We start from the raw sequence: 18812 nt of genomic DNA, 5'->3' as shown, positions 1-18812 counted from the left end.
TTGATTGTCGCTGATTCACCGAATCATAACCTTATCGTTATGCTCTGTCGCTAACCAACTCAAGCTTATAAGCCTAGTGCACCGCATAGGCGGAGCCGCCATCCTTACGTGCTTCTGCTAGCTTGAGCATTTCCAGCGCATGATGATTCGTTTTCTCGGTAATCTCAACGCCACCCAGCATACGCGCCAGCTCGTCCACACGACCATCCTCATGCAGAGATACAACATGAGTGGCTGTACGGTCGCCAACGATCTGCTTTTCGATCAAATACTGATGATCTGCCATACATGCGACTTGCGGCAAGTGAGTAATAGAGAATACCTGACATTCCGAAGACAGCTTGAACAGCTTCTCTGCGATCGATTGAGCTGCTCGTCCGCTGACACCAGTATCCACCTCGTCAAATACAAGTACAGGTACCTGCTCATGACGAGCAAAGATGCTTTTCAGTGCAAGCATAATACGTGACAGCTCACCACCGGAGGCGATTTTGCCCATTGGACGCAGCGGCTCACCCGGGTTAGGCGAGATCAGGAATTCTGCCGTATCAATCCCTTGACGGGTAATCCGAATGCGGCGATCATTCCACTCAATACCATTCGGATCAGCAATATAATCAATCTTGACTTGCAGCGATGTACGCTGCATTTGCAAGTCCTTGAGTTCAGCTTCAACTTGCTTGGACAACTCACCGGCTGCTTCACGACGCAGCTTGCTCAGTCGTTCTCCTGTTTCCAGTAGCTGATCACGAAGCTTATCCCGTTTCGCTTCCAGCTTGAGCAAATGCTCATCTTTGTTTTCCAGCAGATCTGTCTCGCGCTGGATCTTCTCATAATACGCGATAATCTGCTCTACATTTTCTCCATATTTACGGCGTAAGCCAGAGATCATGTTGAGACGGGATTCTACTTCTTCCAGTCGACCTGGATTGAATTCGATGTTTTCCTGATAACTACGCAGCTGATAGACGACATCCTCCAGCTGATAATAAGCCGATTGCAATTGTTCGACTAAAGGATCGAGATTTTTGGAATCATAGCGAGAGATATCGCTCAGACGGGACATGGCCACGCTGATTGCACCCATCGTGCCTTCACCATTCAGGTTGTGATAGCCACCGGCTACCGCTTCCATCATTTTCTCACTATGTGACAGCCGCAGACGCTCTTCTTCCAGCGCCTCATCCTCACCTGGTTGCAGGTTAGCAGCCGCAATCTCTTCCAGCTGAAAACGATACAAATCCATCATCTGATACGTCTTCTGGCTATTTTCCTGTAATTCACGCAGCTCACGCTCGATCTTGATGTAGCTGCTATATTGCTCATTGTATTTCAGCTTAACCGGACCGATTTTTACATCGGCAAATGTATCTAGCAAGCCTAGATGGCGCTCTGGCTTCATTAATGATTGGTGCTCGTGCTGACCATGAATGTTGACGAGCTGTTCGCCTACTTCACGTAGCATAGACAGATTCACCAGTTGGCCGTTAATCCGCGCAGTGCTTTTACCGCTGCTCGTTACCTCGCGGCGAATAACCAGATGCTCCTCTGCTGTGCCCTGAATCCCCAATCGTGCAAGTGTTGACCAGACCGGGTGAGTGGAACGCAGCTCGAACAGAGCTTCCATCTCCGATTTGTCACAACCGTAGCGGACAATCTCCGCTGAGCTTCTTCCGCCTGCAATCAGACCGAGCGCATCTATGATGATGGATTTACCTGCACCGGTTTCACCGCTCAGTACATGGAATCCTTTGTGAAAGTAAACGTCGATTTCTTCAATAACAGCCAGGTTTTTGATGCTCAGCATAACTAGCATGGAGCTCACTCCTTCTCGTATAAAAGACTGTTTGACCCCGCTTCAAACGAAACCGGACACAAGCTCTACAGTCAGCTAACACCAGAATAAGTCTTGGCTGTATCGACGTTACGATCACAACAGAAGGAGCTTATCCTCTATCTCAGGAAATAAAGCCCATAATCTGTTCGATTACTTTCTGGCTATCGCTCTCCGTACGGCAAATGATCAGCATCGTATCGTCACCCGATATCGTACCCATAATTTGCGGCCATTCCATACTATCCACGAGTGAAGCAATGGAATTGGCTGTACCCGGAAGGCACTTCATCACAACCAGATTGTTTGTAAAATCGATCTGTAGAAAATTGTCCACCAGTGCACGCTTCAGCTTTTGCACTGGATTGTAGCGTTGATCGGTTGGCAAGGAATATTTATATCTTCCGTCATCTGTCGGAATTTTAATCAGTAAAAGTTCTTTGATATCCCGGGATACCGTTGCCTGCGTTACCTGGAAGCCTGCTTGACGCAATGCTTCAACCAGATCGTCCTGGGTTTCAATATCCTGATGTGTAATAATTTCTCGAATTTTAATATGTCGCTGTCCCTTCATAAAGACCTCCGCTTGGTAGTATGCTCTATCATAATCATGCAAATGATCGCTGTGGCGAATAGATAATATCAGCTGTTCGTATAGAACAGACTCTATAATTATTCGTTATTATGCAGGTATATTCCTTTTCGACCTTGAAAATTGGAAAATAACCTGCTTTGCTATCGATCATCAACGTGGCATCGCACATTACCCTATTGTAACACCAAGAACGGAAGAGTCCAAACGCTGACTGGATGAGCCAGACAGGAGGAACGTTCGTTCTCATTATATAGGAATATCTGTTCGTAAATCAATAGCCAAATTGAGTTTTGATCGAAAATTCATTGCGATCGGGTGTACCACATCATTGCCAGCTATACATTCAGCTCTATACAAGCCAAAAGACCTGCGGCAGGCTGCAACGCTGCCAGTGCAGGTCTTTTCTCGTATCGCTTGCACATGCTCTCATTATCATTGTAATGGATATTAACATCATCATTTTAGGCGGCGTATTGTACGATGTACTATTCTACGTCGCTTTATACCACGTCTAACCGTACGTCATATCGACCCGATACAATATCACATCATAAGTTTTATTATATGCTGTAGCTTTCATCACTACTTAGCTGTACCACCACGAAAACGATGTGACGCTTCAGCCGCGGTTCGTGCAGCCAGCTCGCTTAAATCAGCCAGTTCAGGGATCGGCTCCAGTACTTCACCCTCGGCAGGTAAATGCCAGTGCGCCAGGAACTCGATATTGCCTTCTCCACCTGTAATTGGTGAAAAGGTGAGTCCACGCAGTTCATACCCGATCTCCTTTGCGAAGCCAAGCACATGCTCCAGTACCTCCTGGTGAACCTTTGGATCGCGCACGACGCCTGTTTTCCCTACTTTTTCACGTCCAGCCTCGAATTGTGGCTTGATTAGTGCCGCGACATCCGCAGGACGAGATAATAGCTCCTTCAGCGGTGGTAGCATCAGACGCAGTGAAATAAAAGACACATCAATGCTGGCAAAGTTAGGCGTAGCATCTTCCAATTGATCTGGAGTCATATAGCGGAAATTCGTCCGCTCCATCACATGCACCTGTGGATGATTGCGTAACGACCAATCTAGCTGATTGTAGCCAACATCAATTGCATACACGTAAGAGGCACCATGCTGAAGCGCACAATCCGTGAATCCGCCCGTAGACGAGCCGATATCCAGCATGGTACGTCCTTCCATTTCAATCCCAAAATGCTGAAGCGCCTTTTCCAGCTTTAAGCCACCGCGACTTACATACGGATGCACAGAGCCCTTTACATTTAGCGCTGTATCGCGTGGAATTTTCATACCTGGCTTTTCCAGACGCTCTGTGCCGCCATAGACAAGACCTGCCATCACAGCCGCTTTTGCTTTTTCCCTGCTTTCATAATAGCCTTGCTCGACGAGCAGGACGTCAAGACGTTCTTTATCACTTGCCATAGGTTATCTCCTGTACGGATTCCGTATTTTTAGACACTGCTTTGCTTCCTTATCATACTGTCATTAAACGATGATAAGAGCTATAAGCAGGGGTGTAAACAGCAAACGAAGCGGAAAATGAAACTTCCCGCTTCGCTGCCTGGTTCATTTAATCATTACACCGAATTTTTCTGAAATGTCCACGCCTGTCCTGGGGCAAGCGCCTTGAGCGATTCGGCAATATTTTCCGGTGTCAGCCCTGCTTCGCGCTGCTGATCCTTGATGCTACCATGTTCGATGAATTCATCTGGAATACCCATCAAGCCCACTGTAACATCGTGAAGACCACGTGCTGCATAGAATTCTAGTACAGCGCTACCCATACTGCCTGCCTGGGAAACTTCCTCGACGACCAGCATACGTGTACCACGTGCTGCCAGATCGAGTAGCATTTCCTCATCAAGCGGCTTCATAAAGCGCGCATTGACTACCGCTACATTCATGCCATCACGCTTGAGTTCCTCGGCAACCTCGACTCCCATCTGTACCATCGGGCCAGAAGCAAGAATCGCATAGTTATCGCCTTCGCGTACCTTTTCCCATTGTCCGATCGGGATCGGTGTGAGCTGTTGATCCAGCGGTACACCCAGACCGTTAATTCGTGGATAACGATAAGCGATTGGTCCATCATTGTATTCCAGCGCCGTCTTCATCATATGGCGCAATTCGTTTTCATCCTTCGGCATCATGATCACTATATTCGGGATATGACGCATAAAGGCAACATCGTATACACCCTGATGCGTTTCACCATCGGCACCTACAAAGCCTGCACGGTCAATCGCAAACATCACATTCGCATTGTGACGACAGATGTCATGCACGATCTGATCATATGCACGCTGCATAAATGTAGAATAAACCGCATAGACAGGCTTCATGCCTTCCATCGCCATTGCTGCGCACAGTGTTGCCGCATGCTGCTCTGCAATACCGACATCAATCATACGCTCAGGGAAGCGATCCGCAAATGGGAATAAGCCTGAACCCCCTGGCATCGCAGGCGTAACCGCAACGATACGCTCGTCCTGCTCTGCAAGCTCGATCAATGTTTTGCCGAACACTTCGGTATACATTGGATTACCAGCGGCTTTTACCACCTGACCAGATTCAATTTTGTATGGCGTAATGCCATGCCATTTGTATGAATCGGCTTCGGCAGGCAGGTAGCCTTTACCTTTGATCGTGACCACATGGATTAGTACGGGGCCATCTACATTGTCTGCTTGATGGAACGTTTCCAATAGCTTCGGTAAATCATGACCGTCGATCGGTCCGAAATACGTGAAGCCCAGCTCCTCAAACAGAATGCCAGATACCATAGCGTATTTAAGTGAATCCTTGAGCTTTTCCGCTGTCTTGGCAATTTTGCCGCCGATAGCCGGGATTTTTTTGAGCAGTTGCTCTACTTCATCCTTCGCACGCAGATAGCCTTTATCCGAGCGAATTTTACCCAGATATTTATGCATGGCGCCAACGTTAGGCGCAATCGACATTTCATTATCGTTCAGTACAACGGTCAGCTTGCGCTGCTCATGTCCGATATGGTTAAGCGCTTCAAACGCCATACCTCCAGTAAGTGCGCCGTCACCGATGACTGCAACGACCTTGTTATCTTCTTTTTTGAAGTCACGTGCAAGCGCCATCCCCATCGCTGCCGATAGTGATGTACTGCTGTGTCCGGCTTCCCACACATCATGCTCGCTTTCATTACGCTTTACAAAGCCGCACAGGCCCTTGTATTTACGCAATGTATCAAAGCGATCCATGCGTCCGGTCAAAATTTTGTGTACATACGCCTGATGACCAACATCAAAAATAAATTTGTCCTTCGGACTGTCATACAGATAATGCAGAGCAAGCGTAAGCTCCACTACGCCCAGATTGGAAGCCAGGTGACCGCCGGTTGCTGATAATTTCTCGATCAGAAACTGGCGAATCTCTCCTGCCAGCACGGTTAACTGTTCTGTTGTCAAATCTTTGAGATCACTTGGTTGATGAATCTGTGGAAGCAGCACACCATTTCCCCGCTTTCCTTTGAACGCCCCCCGGCGCTCAAATGTTGTTTACATGCCAAAATAATACAATTCATGATTCTACGTTTTATATTACTATCCACTATACCACAAGCAGGTTCGTTTACGAAATCCGCTCTATTATAGGACTAACTCAAGAGCCATTTTACAACGATAATAGCTCATGTACGGCCTATACGATCACAGGTATAGATCAAGTACACATCACATACAGCATAAAGGTCATTCCAACACAGATAACGGATAAACGCCCATAAATAGCAGGTTATCGTATCACTACGAAGCTTCTGCTACCTTAGTTATGCGTTATCCGTTTCTTCAATCTGCGTGCTGACGCATGCCTGATATCATGAATTGCTAAAATAAATCCTGATGGCTATACGTAACCATTAATGGTCGCGTTGCACCAGATAATCTGCGATTTCTTCCAGACGGCGTGAATCCTTCAGATTCGCCTCCTGTAAAGCTGCCTTCGCACTTGCGGTCAGACGCTCGACTTCCTGCTTGGAAGCCTCCAGACCGATAAAGTACGGATAGGTTACCTTTTGCAGCTTGCTATCGCTTTGCGTTTTTTTGCCCAGCTTCGCTTCATCGCCGATCACATCGAGAATGTCATCCTGAATTTGGAAAGCAAGTCCGATATCCGAGCCAAAGCGTCGTAGCGCATCCAGTTGCTGCTCCGTCGCTCCTGCCGTTCTCGCTCCTGCTGTCAGGGAAAACATGAACAGATCCGCGGTTTTGTGCAGGTGGATATAACGCAGCTGCTCCAGCTCGGTCATCCCCTGCTCGCCTTCCATATCCGCTACCTGACCACCAACCATCCCACGTGGACCTGCATATTCTGCCAGATCACGCACAATCGCCAGTGCGGCTTCCGGTGCAACACCAAAGGCAGTACAGCCCGTTGCTGCATAAAAGGCATGTGTGAGCAGTGCATCTCCTGCTAGAATCGCCATTGCCTCTCCATATACCTTATGATTGGTCAGCTTACCACGACGATAATCATCATCATCCATCGCTGGCAAATCATCATGAACGAGTGAGTACGTATGTACCATCTCTATAGCGCAAGCTACAGGCAGAGCCGCTTCGCGGCTACCACCCAGCGCTTCAGCCGCAGCAATGACAAATACCGGACGTAGACGCTTGCCGCCTGCCATAAGTGAATACAGCATCGAATCAGTCAGCGTCTTAGGTACATCCCATCCAGCAGGCAGGAAGCTTTGTAGCTGCTGCTCCATTTGAACCGAAATATCATGGATATATGGCTTTAGCTCCGGGCGCTCACTCAATCTCTTCACCGCTTTCAGCAGATTGGAATGGCTTTTTGCGTAGCTCTCCATCCTCTTCAACGATCATTTCGATTTTGCGTTCTACCTCTTCCAGCTTCGAGCCGCATACCTGGGATAGCTGCATGCCCTGCTGAAAAAGATCAATGGCTTTTTCCAGCGGCACATCGCCATGTTCCAATTCGGAGACGATCTCCTCCAGCCGGTCCATCGCCTGTTCAAAATTAAGCTCTTGTTCCTTTGCTGCCTTCGCCATCGTTGTCCGCCTCCTTAATACTCCATATATTACATTGCAGTTGTCCATCCTGTAGATTCACTTTGATCATTTCTCCCGGCTCAACCTGCTTCACCGACTTGATCAGCTGCTGTTCCGGTTCGTCATAAACGAGACTATATCCACGTGCCATCACCTTGAGCGGGCTAAGTGCATCCAGCTGCTTCAAACCAAAACCAAGCTTTTGCTGCTTTTGTCTTAAAATCTGCTGCATGCGCAGCTCTAGCTGACGACGTGCAGAGTCTGTGCGTCGTTTAGCATAGATCAGCTGCTCCTGTGGATTATGGCGAGCCAAACGCTGACTCATGCGTCCAAGACGCTCACGCTGAATATGACTGCGTCGCTGTAAACTTGTCGTCAATCGACGCTCCAGCATATCCAGACGTGTCATATGCTGCACAAGCTGACGCTTCGGATGCAGCAAAGCAGGCGAACGACGCAAACGGGTTAAGCGCTCGCGCTGACGCTGCGACAGACGCAGCAATCCTTGCTTGAGCTGTCTGCGCACCTGTACAAGCTGTGCACGTAGCTCATTCACATTCGGCACTGCCAGCTCTGCTGCCGCTGTTGGCGTCGCTGCACGCAAATCTGCGGCAAAATCAGCAATCGTAAAGTCCGTTTCATGACCGACTGCCGAGATGACCGGAATACGCGAGCCAGCAATCGCACGAGCGACCATTTCCTCGTTAAATGCCCACAGCTCTTCCAGTGAACCGCCACCGCGTCCAACGATCAGCACATCCGCTTCACCCATTCGGTTCAGATCGCGGATCGCCTTCACAACCGAAGGCGCCGCGCTCTTACCCTGTACGAGTACAGGATATACGACAATTTTCACGGCAGGGTAGCGGCGACGCAGTGTGATCACTACATCGCGTACAGCTGCGCCGGTTGGCGAGGTAACTACACCGATAACCTTTGGATACTGTGGAATCGCACGCTTGCGTGAAGAGTCAAATAACCCTTCTTGCTCCAGCCTCTGCTTGAGCTGCTCGTAAGCGAGATACAGACTGCCGATTCCATCCGGCTGCATCTGCGTGGCATAAAACTGATACTGTCCATCTCGTTCATAAACGGAAATATAGCCACGAGCAACGACCCGTGTGCCTTCCTTTGGAATAAAAGGAAGCCGCTGATTGTACGAAGCAAACATAATCGACTTCATGCGACTGCCTTCATCCTTTAATGTAAAATACATATGCCCGCTTGAATGGTGAGTGAAATTGGAGATTTCGCCCCTCAGCCATACTTCGGAGAGCAGCGAATCGGACTCCATTTTCATCCGGATGTATTTGTTAATCTCCTTGATGGAGTATATACGCTGCTGTTGCGACATAACGGTCTCCTTTCTTACTTGAGTCCGTGTGCACGGCGCGCGGCGACGAGCGTGTTTTTCATCAGCATTGTGATTGTCATTGGGCCTACGCCACCCGGAACCGGAGTGATCGGACCGGATACTTCCTTCGCACTTTCAAAATCAACATCGCCAGCTAATTTGCCGTTGTCCAAACGGTTCATCCCCACGTCAATCACTACAGCACCCGGCTTGATAAAGCTAGCATCGACAAAGTTAGCACGACCGATTGCTACAACAAGAATATCCGCCTGCTGGGTCAGCTCCTTCATGTTCGCTGTGCGCGAGTGACACATTGTAACTGTGGCATTTTCGCGTTGCAGCAGCATCGATACCGGTTTACCTACGATATTACTGCGACCGATCACGACTGCATGCTTGCCGGACATTTCAATACCGGTACGCTTGATCATTTCAATCACACCTGCTGGTGTACATGGCAGCAGACTTTCGTCACCGATCATCAAGTTGCCGACGTTGATCGGATGGAAGCCGTCCACATCCTTTTGCGGAGAGATGGCGTCGATGACTGCCTTCTCCTCGATTTGCTTCGGCAATGGCAGCTGGACGAGAATACCATGAATATTATCCTGCTTGTTCAGCTTATCGACCAGGGCCAGTAGTTCCTCCTGTGACGTGTCCGCAGACAGACGGTGAACCTCCGAATAGTAGCCCAGATCATGGCAAGCCTTCTCTTTATTGCGTACATAAACATGGGAAGCCGGGTCATCGCCCACGAGCACAACCGCTAGACCTGGTTGAAAGCCCTGCGCCTTCATCGCTTCCACTTCCTGCTTGATATCCTGACGAATCTCCTGCGAAATCTGTGTACCGCTAATAATTGTTGCTGCCATGACAAATCGCTCCTTTACCATTAAAAAATGAATATGAATGAGGGCAGATGCCCTTGTATCACTGAGCTTGAATCGTTTGTGTGTATTCGTGATGCCTTTTAACGCTAAGGGATTAGATTATTTCGAACCCTTCAGCTTATCCAGATCCTGAATCATTTTACCAAGTACACCGTTAACAAACTTACCGGATTCTTCTGTACCAAAATGCTTGGACAGCTCAATCGCCTCGTTGACCGCTACCTTTGCCGGTACATCCTCGGTGAAAATCATCTCATATACAGCCAGACGCAGAATTTGACGGTCTACGCGAGATAGGCGGCTCACCTGCCAATTTTGCAAATAATCTACGAGCAGTCCATCAATCGCTTCACGGTTACTACTTACACCAGCAACAACATCCAGTACATACGTTTTGAGCTGTGCTTCATTACGTACTTCCACTTCGGATTCGTTATCCGCCGCTGCTTCTTCCAGCAGCATTTCGACTGCTTCTTCCGCTTTTACTTCATTCATTTCCATTTGATAAAGACTTTGTACGGTAATTTCCCGCGCTAATCTTCTTTTCATATCATTCATATCCTTTCGGCAACCTGTGCTGGTCGCAGAATACTCATTCATCGCAAGCTACTCTGATTCGTATCCTACATTCCTAACGTGTTGCCTGTATATTTTATTGAAAAACGGTTGCCCTCTGCAAGTTGGTAAGCAGAGTGGAATGGATATTTTACTTGGCAAAAATCACTTTTTACTTCAATCCTTGCTAGAAAAGCACTAACACTGAAGCAGTAAGATATTTTGCTTCGCAAAAATCACTTTTTATTTTACCTCGTGTTAGCAAAACACTAACACTACAAACAAAAAAACCTGCCCACCATCATTTCCGGAAAAGCGGGGTATTGCTCACTTCATGCCGGGAATGATGGTTGACAGGGTTCATCGAAACGGACGCCAGCGATCGGCTATCCATTCACTGACACGCTGCCATGGAATGAACGAGCCCAACCGGAGATCCCGGTTACGACCGACGGTATAACCTATGAACACTAACAATGCAAAGAACAACATATCCCAAAAACCAACTGTCAAATACAAAATGCCGCAGCCGATGCCTGCCAGCACGCCGAGAATTCGTCCGCCGAAGTTCTCCCAGATCTGTTGCCATATCATGAGCGAAGCCCCTTTCTACTGCACTCTGCTCTTGAATGCAGGCGAATGAACGATATTCGCAATATAGACTGAAACGGATGATACAGGGATACCTGTAATTTCCTCCACCTCAGTATGAATACTTTTTTGCATGCTTTCGGATAGACCTGGAATCGGCGTCTCGCCGTCAACAACAGCACGAATGACAATCTCAAGTCCTGACTCCACGACACGAACGCGCGTTTTAAGATCACGCACACCTTTGGTGCGCTCAGCCACTTTCAGCGTCATATTTTCAATCGTATCCAGTGAAATTTGCACATCTCCAAATTCTGTACGTTGATGCACGGAATGCATCGACCCACGCTCTGTGCGAATCGATACGTAGAAAAAACGGATACTTAGCAAAAACAGCACGACCGCAATAATAACGATAATAATATACACATTTTGCTCATTACGGTAGTCCATCGTAAAAGGAACCTGTCCGCTCAGCAGCAAAATGACCAGCACCGACAATATGCCAATGCTCAAACTGTACACAAATAAGAGCAGCCGATCGATGATTTTAGCCAAAACCTTGCAGCCCCTTTACATTATACTAAACCCCAGACTACCTCGTCGGGGGTTTATGATGGGCGGCTCCGTGTACGATCCAACGACACGGAGCGCGACCCGCTGCTCGTATCCATTCGAGCCTTCCAGATGGATACTTGTTTCATGAAAAGTGGTAATGCTTGCGAATCATACATCAAGCTGTATTATTTCACACGGTGGGTAAATTCGCTTTCTTCCTGCTTATCCACCGTTTCCAGATGCACATCGTGAATTTGTACGTTCACTTCGATTACGGTCAGACCGGTCATCGTTTCAATCGAGCGTTTGACGTTACGTTGAATCTGTGCAGCCACCTCGGGCAAGCGATGACCGTATTTTACAATAACGGACACATCGACTGCTGCCTCGCGCTGACCGACCTCAACCTTCACGCCACGGGACAGGTTTTTGCGTCCAAGCAGCTCGGCAATACCACCGGCAAAGCCGCCACTCATACCTGCTACGCCGTCTACTTCGATTGTAGCAAGACCTGCGATCACCTCGATCACCTCAGGGGCAATCTGAATTTCACCGATATCTGTCCGTTCAAATTCAGTCGGGAATGTACTCATAATTTATACACCTCCTGCCAAGTAAACTTAATATAACATGGACCCGGTTCGTTGACAAACCGGATCATATCGCCATTATACTTCGTTTTCTTCCAGGAATTTGATGTCAAAGTCCCCACGTACAAATGTCTCATGATTGAGCAAACGCAGATGGAACGGAATCGTAGTATGAATACCATCAATTGCGAATTCATCCAGCGCACGCTTCATTTTGGCAATAGCTTCCTCACGCGTTGGTGCCCAGACGATCAGCTTCGCGATCATGGAATCATAATACGGAGAGATCGTATAGCCTGGATACGCGCCACTATCGACACGCACACCTGGTCCACCTGGTGCGAGATAGAAGTTAATTTTACCTGGACTTGGCATAAAGTTACGCTGCGGGTCCTCGGCATTGATACGACACTCGATCGACCAACCGTTAATTTCCACTTCTTCTTGAGTAAACGAAAGCGGATTGCCTTCTGCTACGCGAATCATTTCCTGAATCAGATCGACACCGGTTACCATCTCAGTAACTGGATGCTCTACCTGAATACGTGTATTCATTTCCATAAAGTAGAACTTGCCATCCTGTCCAAGCAGGAATTCCAGCGTACCTGCACCGGAATAGTTTACTGCTTTGGCTGCACGTACAGCAGCTGCCCCCATCTCGTCACGCAGCTCAGGCGACAGTACCGGACAAGGTGCTTCTTCAACGAGCTTCTGACGGCGACGCTGTACAGAGCAATCACGCTCGCCCAGATGCACGGCATTACCATGACGGTCAGCGATAATCTGCACTTCAACGTGCTTCATGCCAGTCAGGAATTTCTCCAGATAGACACCGCCGTTACCGAAAGCTTTTTCCGCTTCCTGTTGTGCGTTGGTCATCTGTTTTACGAGCGATTCTTCATCCTCGGCGAGACGAATCCCTTTACCGCCACCGCCAGCCGTTGCTTTGATGATGATTGGATAGCCGATCTCACGCGCGATTTTCACCGCTTCGTCCAGATCATCCACGATACCGTCGGAGCCTGGGATTACCGGTACGCCCGCTTGCAACATCGTGCGCTTTGCTTCGGATTTGTCGCCCATGCGATTGATCGCATCAGGAGACGGCCCGATAAATGTAATATTGCATGATTCGCAAATCTCAGCGAAGTCCGCATTTTCAGCCAGGAAGCCATAACCTGGATGCACCGCATCGCATTCGGTCAGCGTTGCTACGCTCATCAGGTTCGTCAGGTTAAGATAGCTATCCTTGGACAGTGTAGGCCCTACGCAATACGCTTCGTCTGCCAGACGAACATGCAGCGAGTCACGATCTGCCTCCGAATAAACCGCTACCGTAGAAATGCCCATTTCACGGCAGGCGCGAATAATACGAACCGCAATTTCGCCACGATTCGCAATTAGAATTTTTTGAAATTTCATTGTGTATGTCCTCCTCCAGCCTGTGTACGTAGGCGCGGTCTTACTCTGGTTTCACCAGGAACAGGGGCTGGCCGTATTCAACCAGTTGTCCGTTTTCAGCAAGAACCTCGACGATTGTACCGTTTACTTCAGCTTCCAGCTCGTTCATCAGCTTCATCGCTTCGATGATACAAACGACCGATTTGCCATTGACTTTATCGCCAGCATTGACAAATGGACCCTTTTCCGGAGACGGAGAACGGTAGAATGTTCCGACCATTGGGGACACAATCTTATGTAGTGTCGGATCGGCTTCAGGTGTAGTTGCAGCAGGTGTTGCTGCTGGTGCGGATGCCTGTGGAGCAGCAGTCGACTGGCTTACTTGTGGTGCAGCTACAGCAGGAGCCTGAGCTTGCACATATACCGTTTCGGATTTGCCTGGCTTACGAATAACAAGGCGAGAGCCTTCGTTTTCAATCTCCACTTCCTGAACGGAAGTTTCATCCACCAGTTGAATCAGTTCTTTAATTTCATTTAATTTAAACATCTATTCATTCACTCCTTTGGCTTCTTCGCCTAGCAACTGAGCGCAATTAGGACACGCTCATTTCGGAAAATTGCACATAACGCTATGTATTATAGCACATTACTGAAAAAGTCGTGAATATCTTTGTTTGGGGCTGATGGAAAACGGATAAAATGGACTACATGCGTGTCAACAAGTGAGGGGAAATGAGCGTTGGTTAGCTTCGATCGTTCTAGTATTTCTAGCGTACATGGTGTAAGTGATGTACATTTTGCATTGCCACGTATGCAGGACTTTGTGAGGCGTAGCCTACCCCACTCCGTCAAGAAATAAGCGGTCGGACTCCCGTATCGCACAGGAATCTACCGAAGTAGGAGAAAATGTAGATTCCCGTGCTCAAAGCAGTACGATATTTTGCTGCGCAAAAACCCCTTTTTATTGAACCTTGTGTTAGAAAATCGCTAACACTAGAAGTCGTCCTTGCCCCTTATTTCCTTGACTTCGTTCTGTGCGTATGCAAATTGCAAAAGCGCACATACACATTTCTTTTAGCTTCGATAGATACATAAGCAACTTGCCTGTCTTGCTCTATCACTTCACCATACTTATTTTCCATTACTGACGTTATCAATCAACGATTCGTCCAATGCGTACTAATAAACCACTCGGATCGCTCACTGCAAACTCATATGTTTTCCATGGTTTGATATTTGGTGTTCCCTCTTCGATGATCAATTCCTTTACCTGCTCGGCGACTGCATCTACGTCGTCTACATACAAATAAAGGCCAAACGGATTGCTTTCAATTGTTGGGGGCCAGCCGGGGGAGTAATTCAAATGCAAATGCCAGCCGCGACCATCCTCCAGAATGCGATATTCACCATAATCACTCGACACCTTAAATCCAAGTCGTTTATAAAACGCTTCACTTGCATCCAGATCATTGCATGGAACGATAGCGACGACATGATGATTCATTGGAATTGCCTCCTTATTTTCGTGTATTGAACGTCTGAAATGGTACTTTGTTTAAATAAAAAATGGAGATGACCAGAACGTATCTGACATCTCCACTATACTTACTTTTAAATGAAAATCCTAATCAACGACGATCCTGCGGACCGCCTACAAAGGCTTGCTCTTCGGTATCCAGACCATATGCGGTATGCAGTGCTGTTACCACATCATTCAAGCGACCAGCTTCGATGACGCAGGATACTTTGATTTCGGAGGTGCTGACCATTTTGATGCTCACGCCCTGAGAGGAGATCGCTTCGAACATTTGAGCAGCTACACCCGGATGGCTGACCATGCCAGCGCCAACGATGGACACTTTAACCAGATCGGTTTCGGAGGTAACTTCTTCGTAAGGAAGCTCGCCACGGATCGCTGCGATCACTTGCAGTGCACGCTCGCGTTCCTCCAGGTTCACTGTGAAGGAGAAGTCTGCTTTGCCGTCCATTACACCGCTTTGTACGATAATATCGACGTCGATCTTCGCCGTTGCCAGCTCGCTGAACATTTTCGCGAGTACGCCCGGTATATCGTTTACTCCTCTGATCGTGATGCGTGCCACATTTTTATCGTAAGCGATGCCGCTGACTACCGCTCCCTGTTCCATGGTTGCTTCCTCCTTCACTAACGTTCCTTCATTATAGGTAAAGCTGGAGCGTACAACGAGTTTTACATTGTTATGCTTGGCGTATTCTACCGCACGCGGATGCAATACCGCTGCACCGAGGTTAGCCAGCTCCAGCATTTCGTCATAAGAGATTTCTTTCAGCTTGCGCGCGCACTTAACGATACGCGGGTCTGTGGAATAGATTCCATCCACATCGGTATAAATTTCACATACATCAGCTTGGATTGCAGCTGCCAGTGCAACAGCAGTCGTATCAGAACCACCACGTCCAAATGTAGTAATCTCACCATCTGCGGTAATCCCCTGGAATCCGGCTACAACTACAATCTGTCCTGCCCCAAGTGCCTTGAGCACGCGCTCTGGACGAATATTGCGAATACGGGCGCGCCCATGCTCCGCTTCGGTCTCAAAGCCTGCTTGCCAGCCTGTAAACGATACCGATTCTCGACCTTGATACTGGATCGCAATTGACAGCATCGCCACGGAAATCTGTTCCCCTGTTGTCATCAGCATATCCATCTCACGTGCGGATGGATTCGGATTCAGCATCAGCGCCTGATCGATCAGATCATCGGTCGTGTCGCCCATCGCAGATACGACGACTACACATTGATGCCCTTCATCCTGCTTTTCAATAATACGTTTTGCTACGCGCTGCATGCGCTCTACATCGCCGACGGAGCTCCCGCCGAACTTCATTACGTATAAAGCCAAGACCTCTTCACTCCCTACTTGATACAGGCTGTGACCTGCGCCATTGCCCGGATTGAAAGCATATCCAGTATGCAGATATGACATCGTATGAAACGATTACTCTTTAACAGTATAATACGACAACGCATTAATCACTACTGCAAATTTTATGCATGCTCCTACTGTAGCAATATTCGCATAATAACGCTATGTATAGGGTGTATTCCACTACAAATGTTTCATCATTTGATGCAAATTCATCACTAAAAAAGTATAAATATACATGAAATCTTATAAAAAAGACTGTCCTGCATCTCAGTCATTCGGATACGGACAGTCTTTTTTGTTCAGGCAAAGCGCCCTTATGCACGTAATAATGAATTACGCGCGGGAAACGTATTTACCTTCGCGTGTATCGATGATCAGTACATCACCCTGGTTGATGAACAGTGGAACTTGAACGGAATGACCTGTTTCCAGCTTCGCGCTCTTTGTTGCACCAGTAGCCGTATTACCTTTGATACCTGGCTCCGTTTCAACAACTTCCAGCTCAACCGAAGTTGGCAGGTTAATACCGATAATTTCGCCTTGATAGCTAACGATGTTAACGGTCATGTTTTCTTTCATGAATTTCAGTTCCCATTCCAGCTGGCTAGTGTTCAGCTCGAACTGATCGTATGTTTCGTTATCCATGAATGTGTGATCGTCACCATTTGCATACAGGTATTGTACACCACGGTTTTCGATCTGTGCACGAGCAATCGTTTCACCTGCACGGAATGTACGCTCTACCACGTTACCGTTACGCAGGTTTTTCAGCTTGGAGCGTACGAATGCTGCACCTTTACCTGGTTTTACGTGTTGGAATTCAAGAACGGAATAGATGTTACCGTCCACTTCTACGGTCAAGCCTGTTTTAAAATCGTTTACTGAAATCAAAATAACGCCTCCTCATGTATGGTAAAGCCAGTTGTCATACAATATACACTAAACCGGTTACAACCAGCCTCAGTACTTATATATTGTACTATACCCTAATGTTAGGGAAAGCATACTCCGGTAAAGGAGCATGTCACAGGACGAAGCACGATCATCCATAGCTGCTATGCATCGCTGTCTTCCGTATAAGATGAAGACAGCGGCGCATAACGCTACAAATGAGCGGTTCACGTCATCTGTAATATTTTATTCGGCATCCATGTTCTGTCAACCTTCCGATTGTCAAAAAAGGTTATGCCGGTAAAATCGTGAATTGTTTGCTGGAATGAGTCAATACGCGAATACCGTTCTCGGTAATCAACACATCATCCTCAATCCGAACACCGCCAAAGCCCGGTATGTAAATGCCCGGCTCTACCGTAACGACCATGCCTGGTTGCAGCACGGTATCGCTCAGTTTGGACAGACGTGGCTCTTCGTGAACCTCAAGCCCGATTCCATGTCCTGCACTGTGTCCATACGCATCACCATAGCCATGGGCTGCGATGATGTCACGAGACAGCGCATCCGCCTCGCGTCCACCCATACCTGGCTTCAGATTCTCCAGCGTATGCAGCTGCGATTGGAGGACGATATCGTAAATTTCGCGGTGCTTGTCAGAAGGGGTTCCGACAAAGACAGTACGGGTAAGGTCGGATACATAGCCATTATAGATGGCACCAAAGTCAAACGTGATGAACTCATCCACGCCGATCGGCTTGTCACTGGCAACGCCGTGTGGCAATGCAGAACGTACACCGGAAGCGACGATCGTTTCGAATGATGGCCCTGATGCACCCAGACGGCGCATGAAGAATTCCATTTCGATCTCCAGTTCCTTTTCGGTTACGCCGGGCTTGATGTAACCAAGAATATGCTCATACGTTTTATCCGCAATCTCTGTAGCTTTTTCGATCGTAGCGATCTCCTCAGCATCCTTGAAGTTACGAATACCTTCCAGCAGACCCGATACCGGAACCAGCTGAACCGGTGCCAGCTTTTCCTTATACGCTGCATAACGGCTATACGGCATCTGATCCTGCTCAAATCCGATGGAGCCTACACCCCAATCAGCAAGCAGTCCTTTGATCGTATCTGCCACATTCGGTGCGTGCTCGGCAACAGTAAAGGCTGTAGCCTGCTCCGGTGCCTGAGTCATGTAACGGAAATCGGTAAGCAGATACGCTTGCTCTGCTGTAACGAGTACATAGCCCGCAGAACCTGTGAACCCTGTAATATAACGGCGGTTAACGCTGCTTGTAATGAGAAGCGCTTCAAGCTGACGCTCTTTCATCGCTTTACGCAATTGCTGTAAACGTGCTGTAGTCATGAACTCTCTCCTTCGCTCCGTTCTGTCTTCAAATAGCCAAAGATTATTTTACCATAGCGCAAGCAATTTTGAGAATAGCCAGTTGTAACATTCGTCTTCCAGCTACCTTGCACTTACAGGTTGTGGCAATGGAAAGGGAAATCCGCTACAATATAGGGTATCAACACTTTGCATCCCCATGCCTAAGGTACAGGGGGCAAGTCGCTATTTTAACAATCGTT

At 47.9% G+C, this 18812-nt stretch carries 18 protein-coding genes; all 18 read right to left on the bottom strand.

All coding sequences use genetic code 11. The annotated features are described in order from the left end of the window. Positions 1–73 precede the first annotated feature (73 nt). Positions 74–1816, bottom strand: coding sequence for a DNA repair protein RecN (gene recN / locus IEX62_RS09475; RefSeq protein WP_188775218.1), 1743 nt, complete (start codon positions 1814–1816; stop codon positions 74–76). 142 nt (positions 1817–1958) lie between these two features. After that, positions 1959–2408, bottom strand: coding sequence for a transcriptional regulator AhrC/ArgR (ahrC, locus tag IEX62_RS09470; protein ID WP_188775217.1), 450 nt, complete (start codon positions 2406–2408; stop codon positions 1959–1961). Positions 2409–3011: 603 nt separating this feature from the next. Beyond that, positions 3012–3863, bottom strand: a complete 852-nt coding sequence (locus IEX62_RS09465; protein ID WP_188775216.1) for a TlyA family RNA methyltransferase — start codon at positions 3861–3863, stop codon at positions 3012–3014. A 155-nt stretch (positions 3864–4018) separates the two neighbouring features. After that, complete coding sequence (gene dxs / locus IEX62_RS09460) at positions 4019–5920, bottom strand: 1-deoxy-D-xylulose-5-phosphate synthase (RefSeq protein WP_188775215.1); 1902 nt, start codon at positions 5918–5920, stop codon at positions 4019–4021. A 407-nt stretch (positions 5921–6327) separates the two neighbouring features. Further along, the gene (locus IEX62_RS09455) at positions 6328–7248 is read right to left on the bottom strand and encodes a polyprenyl synthetase family protein (RefSeq protein WP_373289120.1); all 921 of its coding nucleotides are present in this window, start codon (positions 7246–7248) and stop codon (positions 6328–6330) included. After that, a complete protein-coding gene (gene xseB / locus IEX62_RS09450; protein ID WP_188775214.1) occupies positions 7223–7483 on the bottom strand; it encodes an exodeoxyribonuclease VII small subunit in 261 nt (86 codons plus the stop codon). Before xseB ends, IEX62_RS09455 begins: the two co-directional genes overlap by 26 nt. Then, positions 7452–8837, bottom strand: coding sequence for an exodeoxyribonuclease VII large subunit (xseA, locus tag IEX62_RS09445; RefSeq protein WP_188775213.1), 1386 nt, complete (start codon positions 8835–8837; stop codon positions 7452–7454). The genes xseB and xseA overlap by 32 nt, the downstream gene beginning before the upstream one ends. Positions 8838–8851: 14 nt before the next feature. Continuing rightward, positions 8852–9709 (bottom strand): bifunctional methylenetetrahydrofolate dehydrogenase/methenyltetrahydrofolate cyclohydrolase FolD, encoded by an 858-nt coding sequence (gene folD, locus IEX62_RS09440; RefSeq protein WP_188775212.1) that lies wholly within the window; start codon positions 9707–9709, stop codon positions 8852–8854. A 117-nt stretch (positions 9710–9826) separates the two neighbouring features. Beyond that, positions 9827–10276 carry a transcription antitermination factor NusB gene (gene nusB, locus IEX62_RS09435; RefSeq protein WP_188775211.1) on the bottom strand — a complete coding sequence of 150 codons (450 nt, stop codon included), beginning with the start codon at positions 10274–10276 and terminating at the stop codon, positions 9827–9829. A 366-nt stretch (positions 10277–10642) separates the two neighbouring features. Continuing rightward, a complete protein-coding gene (locus tag IEX62_RS09430; RefSeq protein WP_188775210.1) occupies positions 10643–10876 on the bottom strand; it encodes a DUF2273 domain-containing protein in 234 nt (77 codons plus the stop codon). A 15-nt stretch (positions 10877–10891) separates the two neighbouring features. Next, a complete protein-coding gene (gene amaP / locus IEX62_RS09425; protein ID WP_188775209.1) occupies positions 10892–11431 on the bottom strand; it encodes an alkaline shock response membrane anchor protein AmaP in 540 nt (179 codons plus the stop codon). Positions 11432–11616: 185 nt separating this feature from the next. Next, a complete protein-coding gene (locus IEX62_RS09420; protein WP_188775208.1) occupies positions 11617–12024 on the bottom strand; it encodes an Asp23/Gls24 family envelope stress response protein in 408 nt (135 codons plus the stop codon). A 75-nt stretch (positions 12025–12099) separates the two neighbouring features. Beyond that, on the bottom strand, positions 12100–13443 hold the full coding sequence (accC, locus tag IEX62_RS09415) for an acetyl-CoA carboxylase biotin carboxylase subunit (protein WP_188775207.1): 1344 nt from the start codon (positions 13441–13443) through the stop codon (positions 12100–12102). A 40-nt stretch (positions 13444–13483) separates the two neighbouring features. Beyond that, positions 13484–13969, bottom strand: a complete 486-nt coding sequence (gene accB / locus IEX62_RS09410) for an acetyl-CoA carboxylase biotin carboxyl carrier protein (protein ID WP_188775206.1) — start codon at positions 13967–13969, stop codon at positions 13484–13486. Between the two features lie 606 nt (positions 13970–14575). Then, a complete protein-coding gene (locus tag IEX62_RS09405) occupies positions 14576–14926 on the bottom strand; it encodes a VOC family protein (protein ID WP_188775205.1) in 351 nt (116 codons plus the stop codon). A 124-nt stretch (positions 14927–15050) separates the two neighbouring features. Then, complete coding sequence (locus IEX62_RS09400) at positions 15051–16304, bottom strand: aspartate kinase (protein WP_188775204.1); 1254 nt, start codon at positions 16302–16304, stop codon at positions 15051–15053. A gap of 360 nt (positions 16305–16664) precedes the next feature. Beyond that, a complete protein-coding gene (gene efp / locus IEX62_RS09395) occupies positions 16665–17222 on the bottom strand; it encodes an elongation factor P (RefSeq protein WP_188775203.1) in 558 nt (185 codons plus the stop codon). Between the two features lie 292 nt (positions 17223–17514). Continuing rightward, on the bottom strand, positions 17515–18591 hold the full coding sequence (locus IEX62_RS09390; RefSeq protein ID WP_188775202.1) for a M24 family metallopeptidase: 1077 nt from the start codon (positions 18589–18591) through the stop codon (positions 17515–17517). Positions 18592–18812: the final 221 nt, after the last annotated feature.

Origin of the sequence: Paenibacillus hunanensis (genome assembly GCF_014645615.1) — a bacterium.
GTDB lineage: Bacteria > Bacillota > Bacilli > Paenibacillales > Paenibacillaceae > Saccharibacillus > Saccharibacillus hunanensis.
This window is presented reverse-complemented; position numbering and strand designations above follow the sequence as displayed.

Excerpts from the sequence above, each read along its gene's own strand:
- recN (WP_188775218.1), bottom strand. The coding sequence starts at position 1,816 with ATGCTAGTTATGCTGAGCATCAAAAACCTGGCTGTTATTGAAGAAATC.
- ahrC (WP_188775217.1), bottom strand. The coding sequence starts at position 2,408 with ATGAAGGGACAGCGACATATTAAAATTCGAGAAATTATTACACATCAG.
- IEX62_RS09465 (WP_188775216.1), bottom strand. The coding sequence starts at position 3,863 with ATGGCAAGTGATAAAGAACGTCTTGACGTCCTGCTCGTCGAGCAAGGC.
- xseB (WP_188775214.1), bottom strand. The coding sequence starts at position 7,483 with ATGGCGAAGGCAGCAAAGGAACAAGAGCTTAATTTTGAACAGGCGATG.
- xseA (WP_188775213.1), bottom strand. The coding sequence starts at position 8,837 with ATGTCGCAACAGCAGCGTATATACTCCATCAAGGAGATTAACAAATAC.
- folD (WP_188775212.1), bottom strand. The coding sequence starts at position 9,709 with ATGGCAGCAACAATTATTAGCGGTACACAGATTTCGCAGGAGATTCGT.
- nusB (WP_188775211.1), bottom strand. The coding sequence starts at position 10,276 with ATGAAAAGAAGATTAGCGCGGGAAATTACCGTACAAAGTCTTTATCAA.
- IEX62_RS09430 (WP_188775210.1), bottom strand. The coding sequence starts at position 10,876 with ATGATATGGCAACAGATCTGGGAGAACTTCGGCGGACGAATTCTCGGC.
- IEX62_RS09420 (WP_188775208.1), bottom strand. The coding sequence starts at position 12,024 with ATGAGTACATTCCCGACTGAATTTGAACGGACAGATATCGGTGAAATT.
- accC (WP_188775207.1), bottom strand. The coding sequence starts at position 13,443 with ATGAAATTTCAAAAAATTCTAATTGCGAATCGTGGCGAAATTGCGGTT.
- accB (WP_188775206.1), bottom strand. The coding sequence starts at position 13,969 with ATGTTTAAATTAAATGAAATTAAAGAACTGATTCAACTGGTGGATGAA.
- IEX62_RS09405 (WP_188775205.1), bottom strand. The coding sequence starts at position 14,926 with ATGAATCATCATGTCGTCGCTATCGTTCCATGCAATGATCTGGATGCA.
- IEX62_RS09390 (WP_188775202.1), bottom strand. The coding sequence starts at position 18,591 with ATGACTACAGCACGTTTACAGCAATTGCGTAAAGCGATGAAAGAGCGT.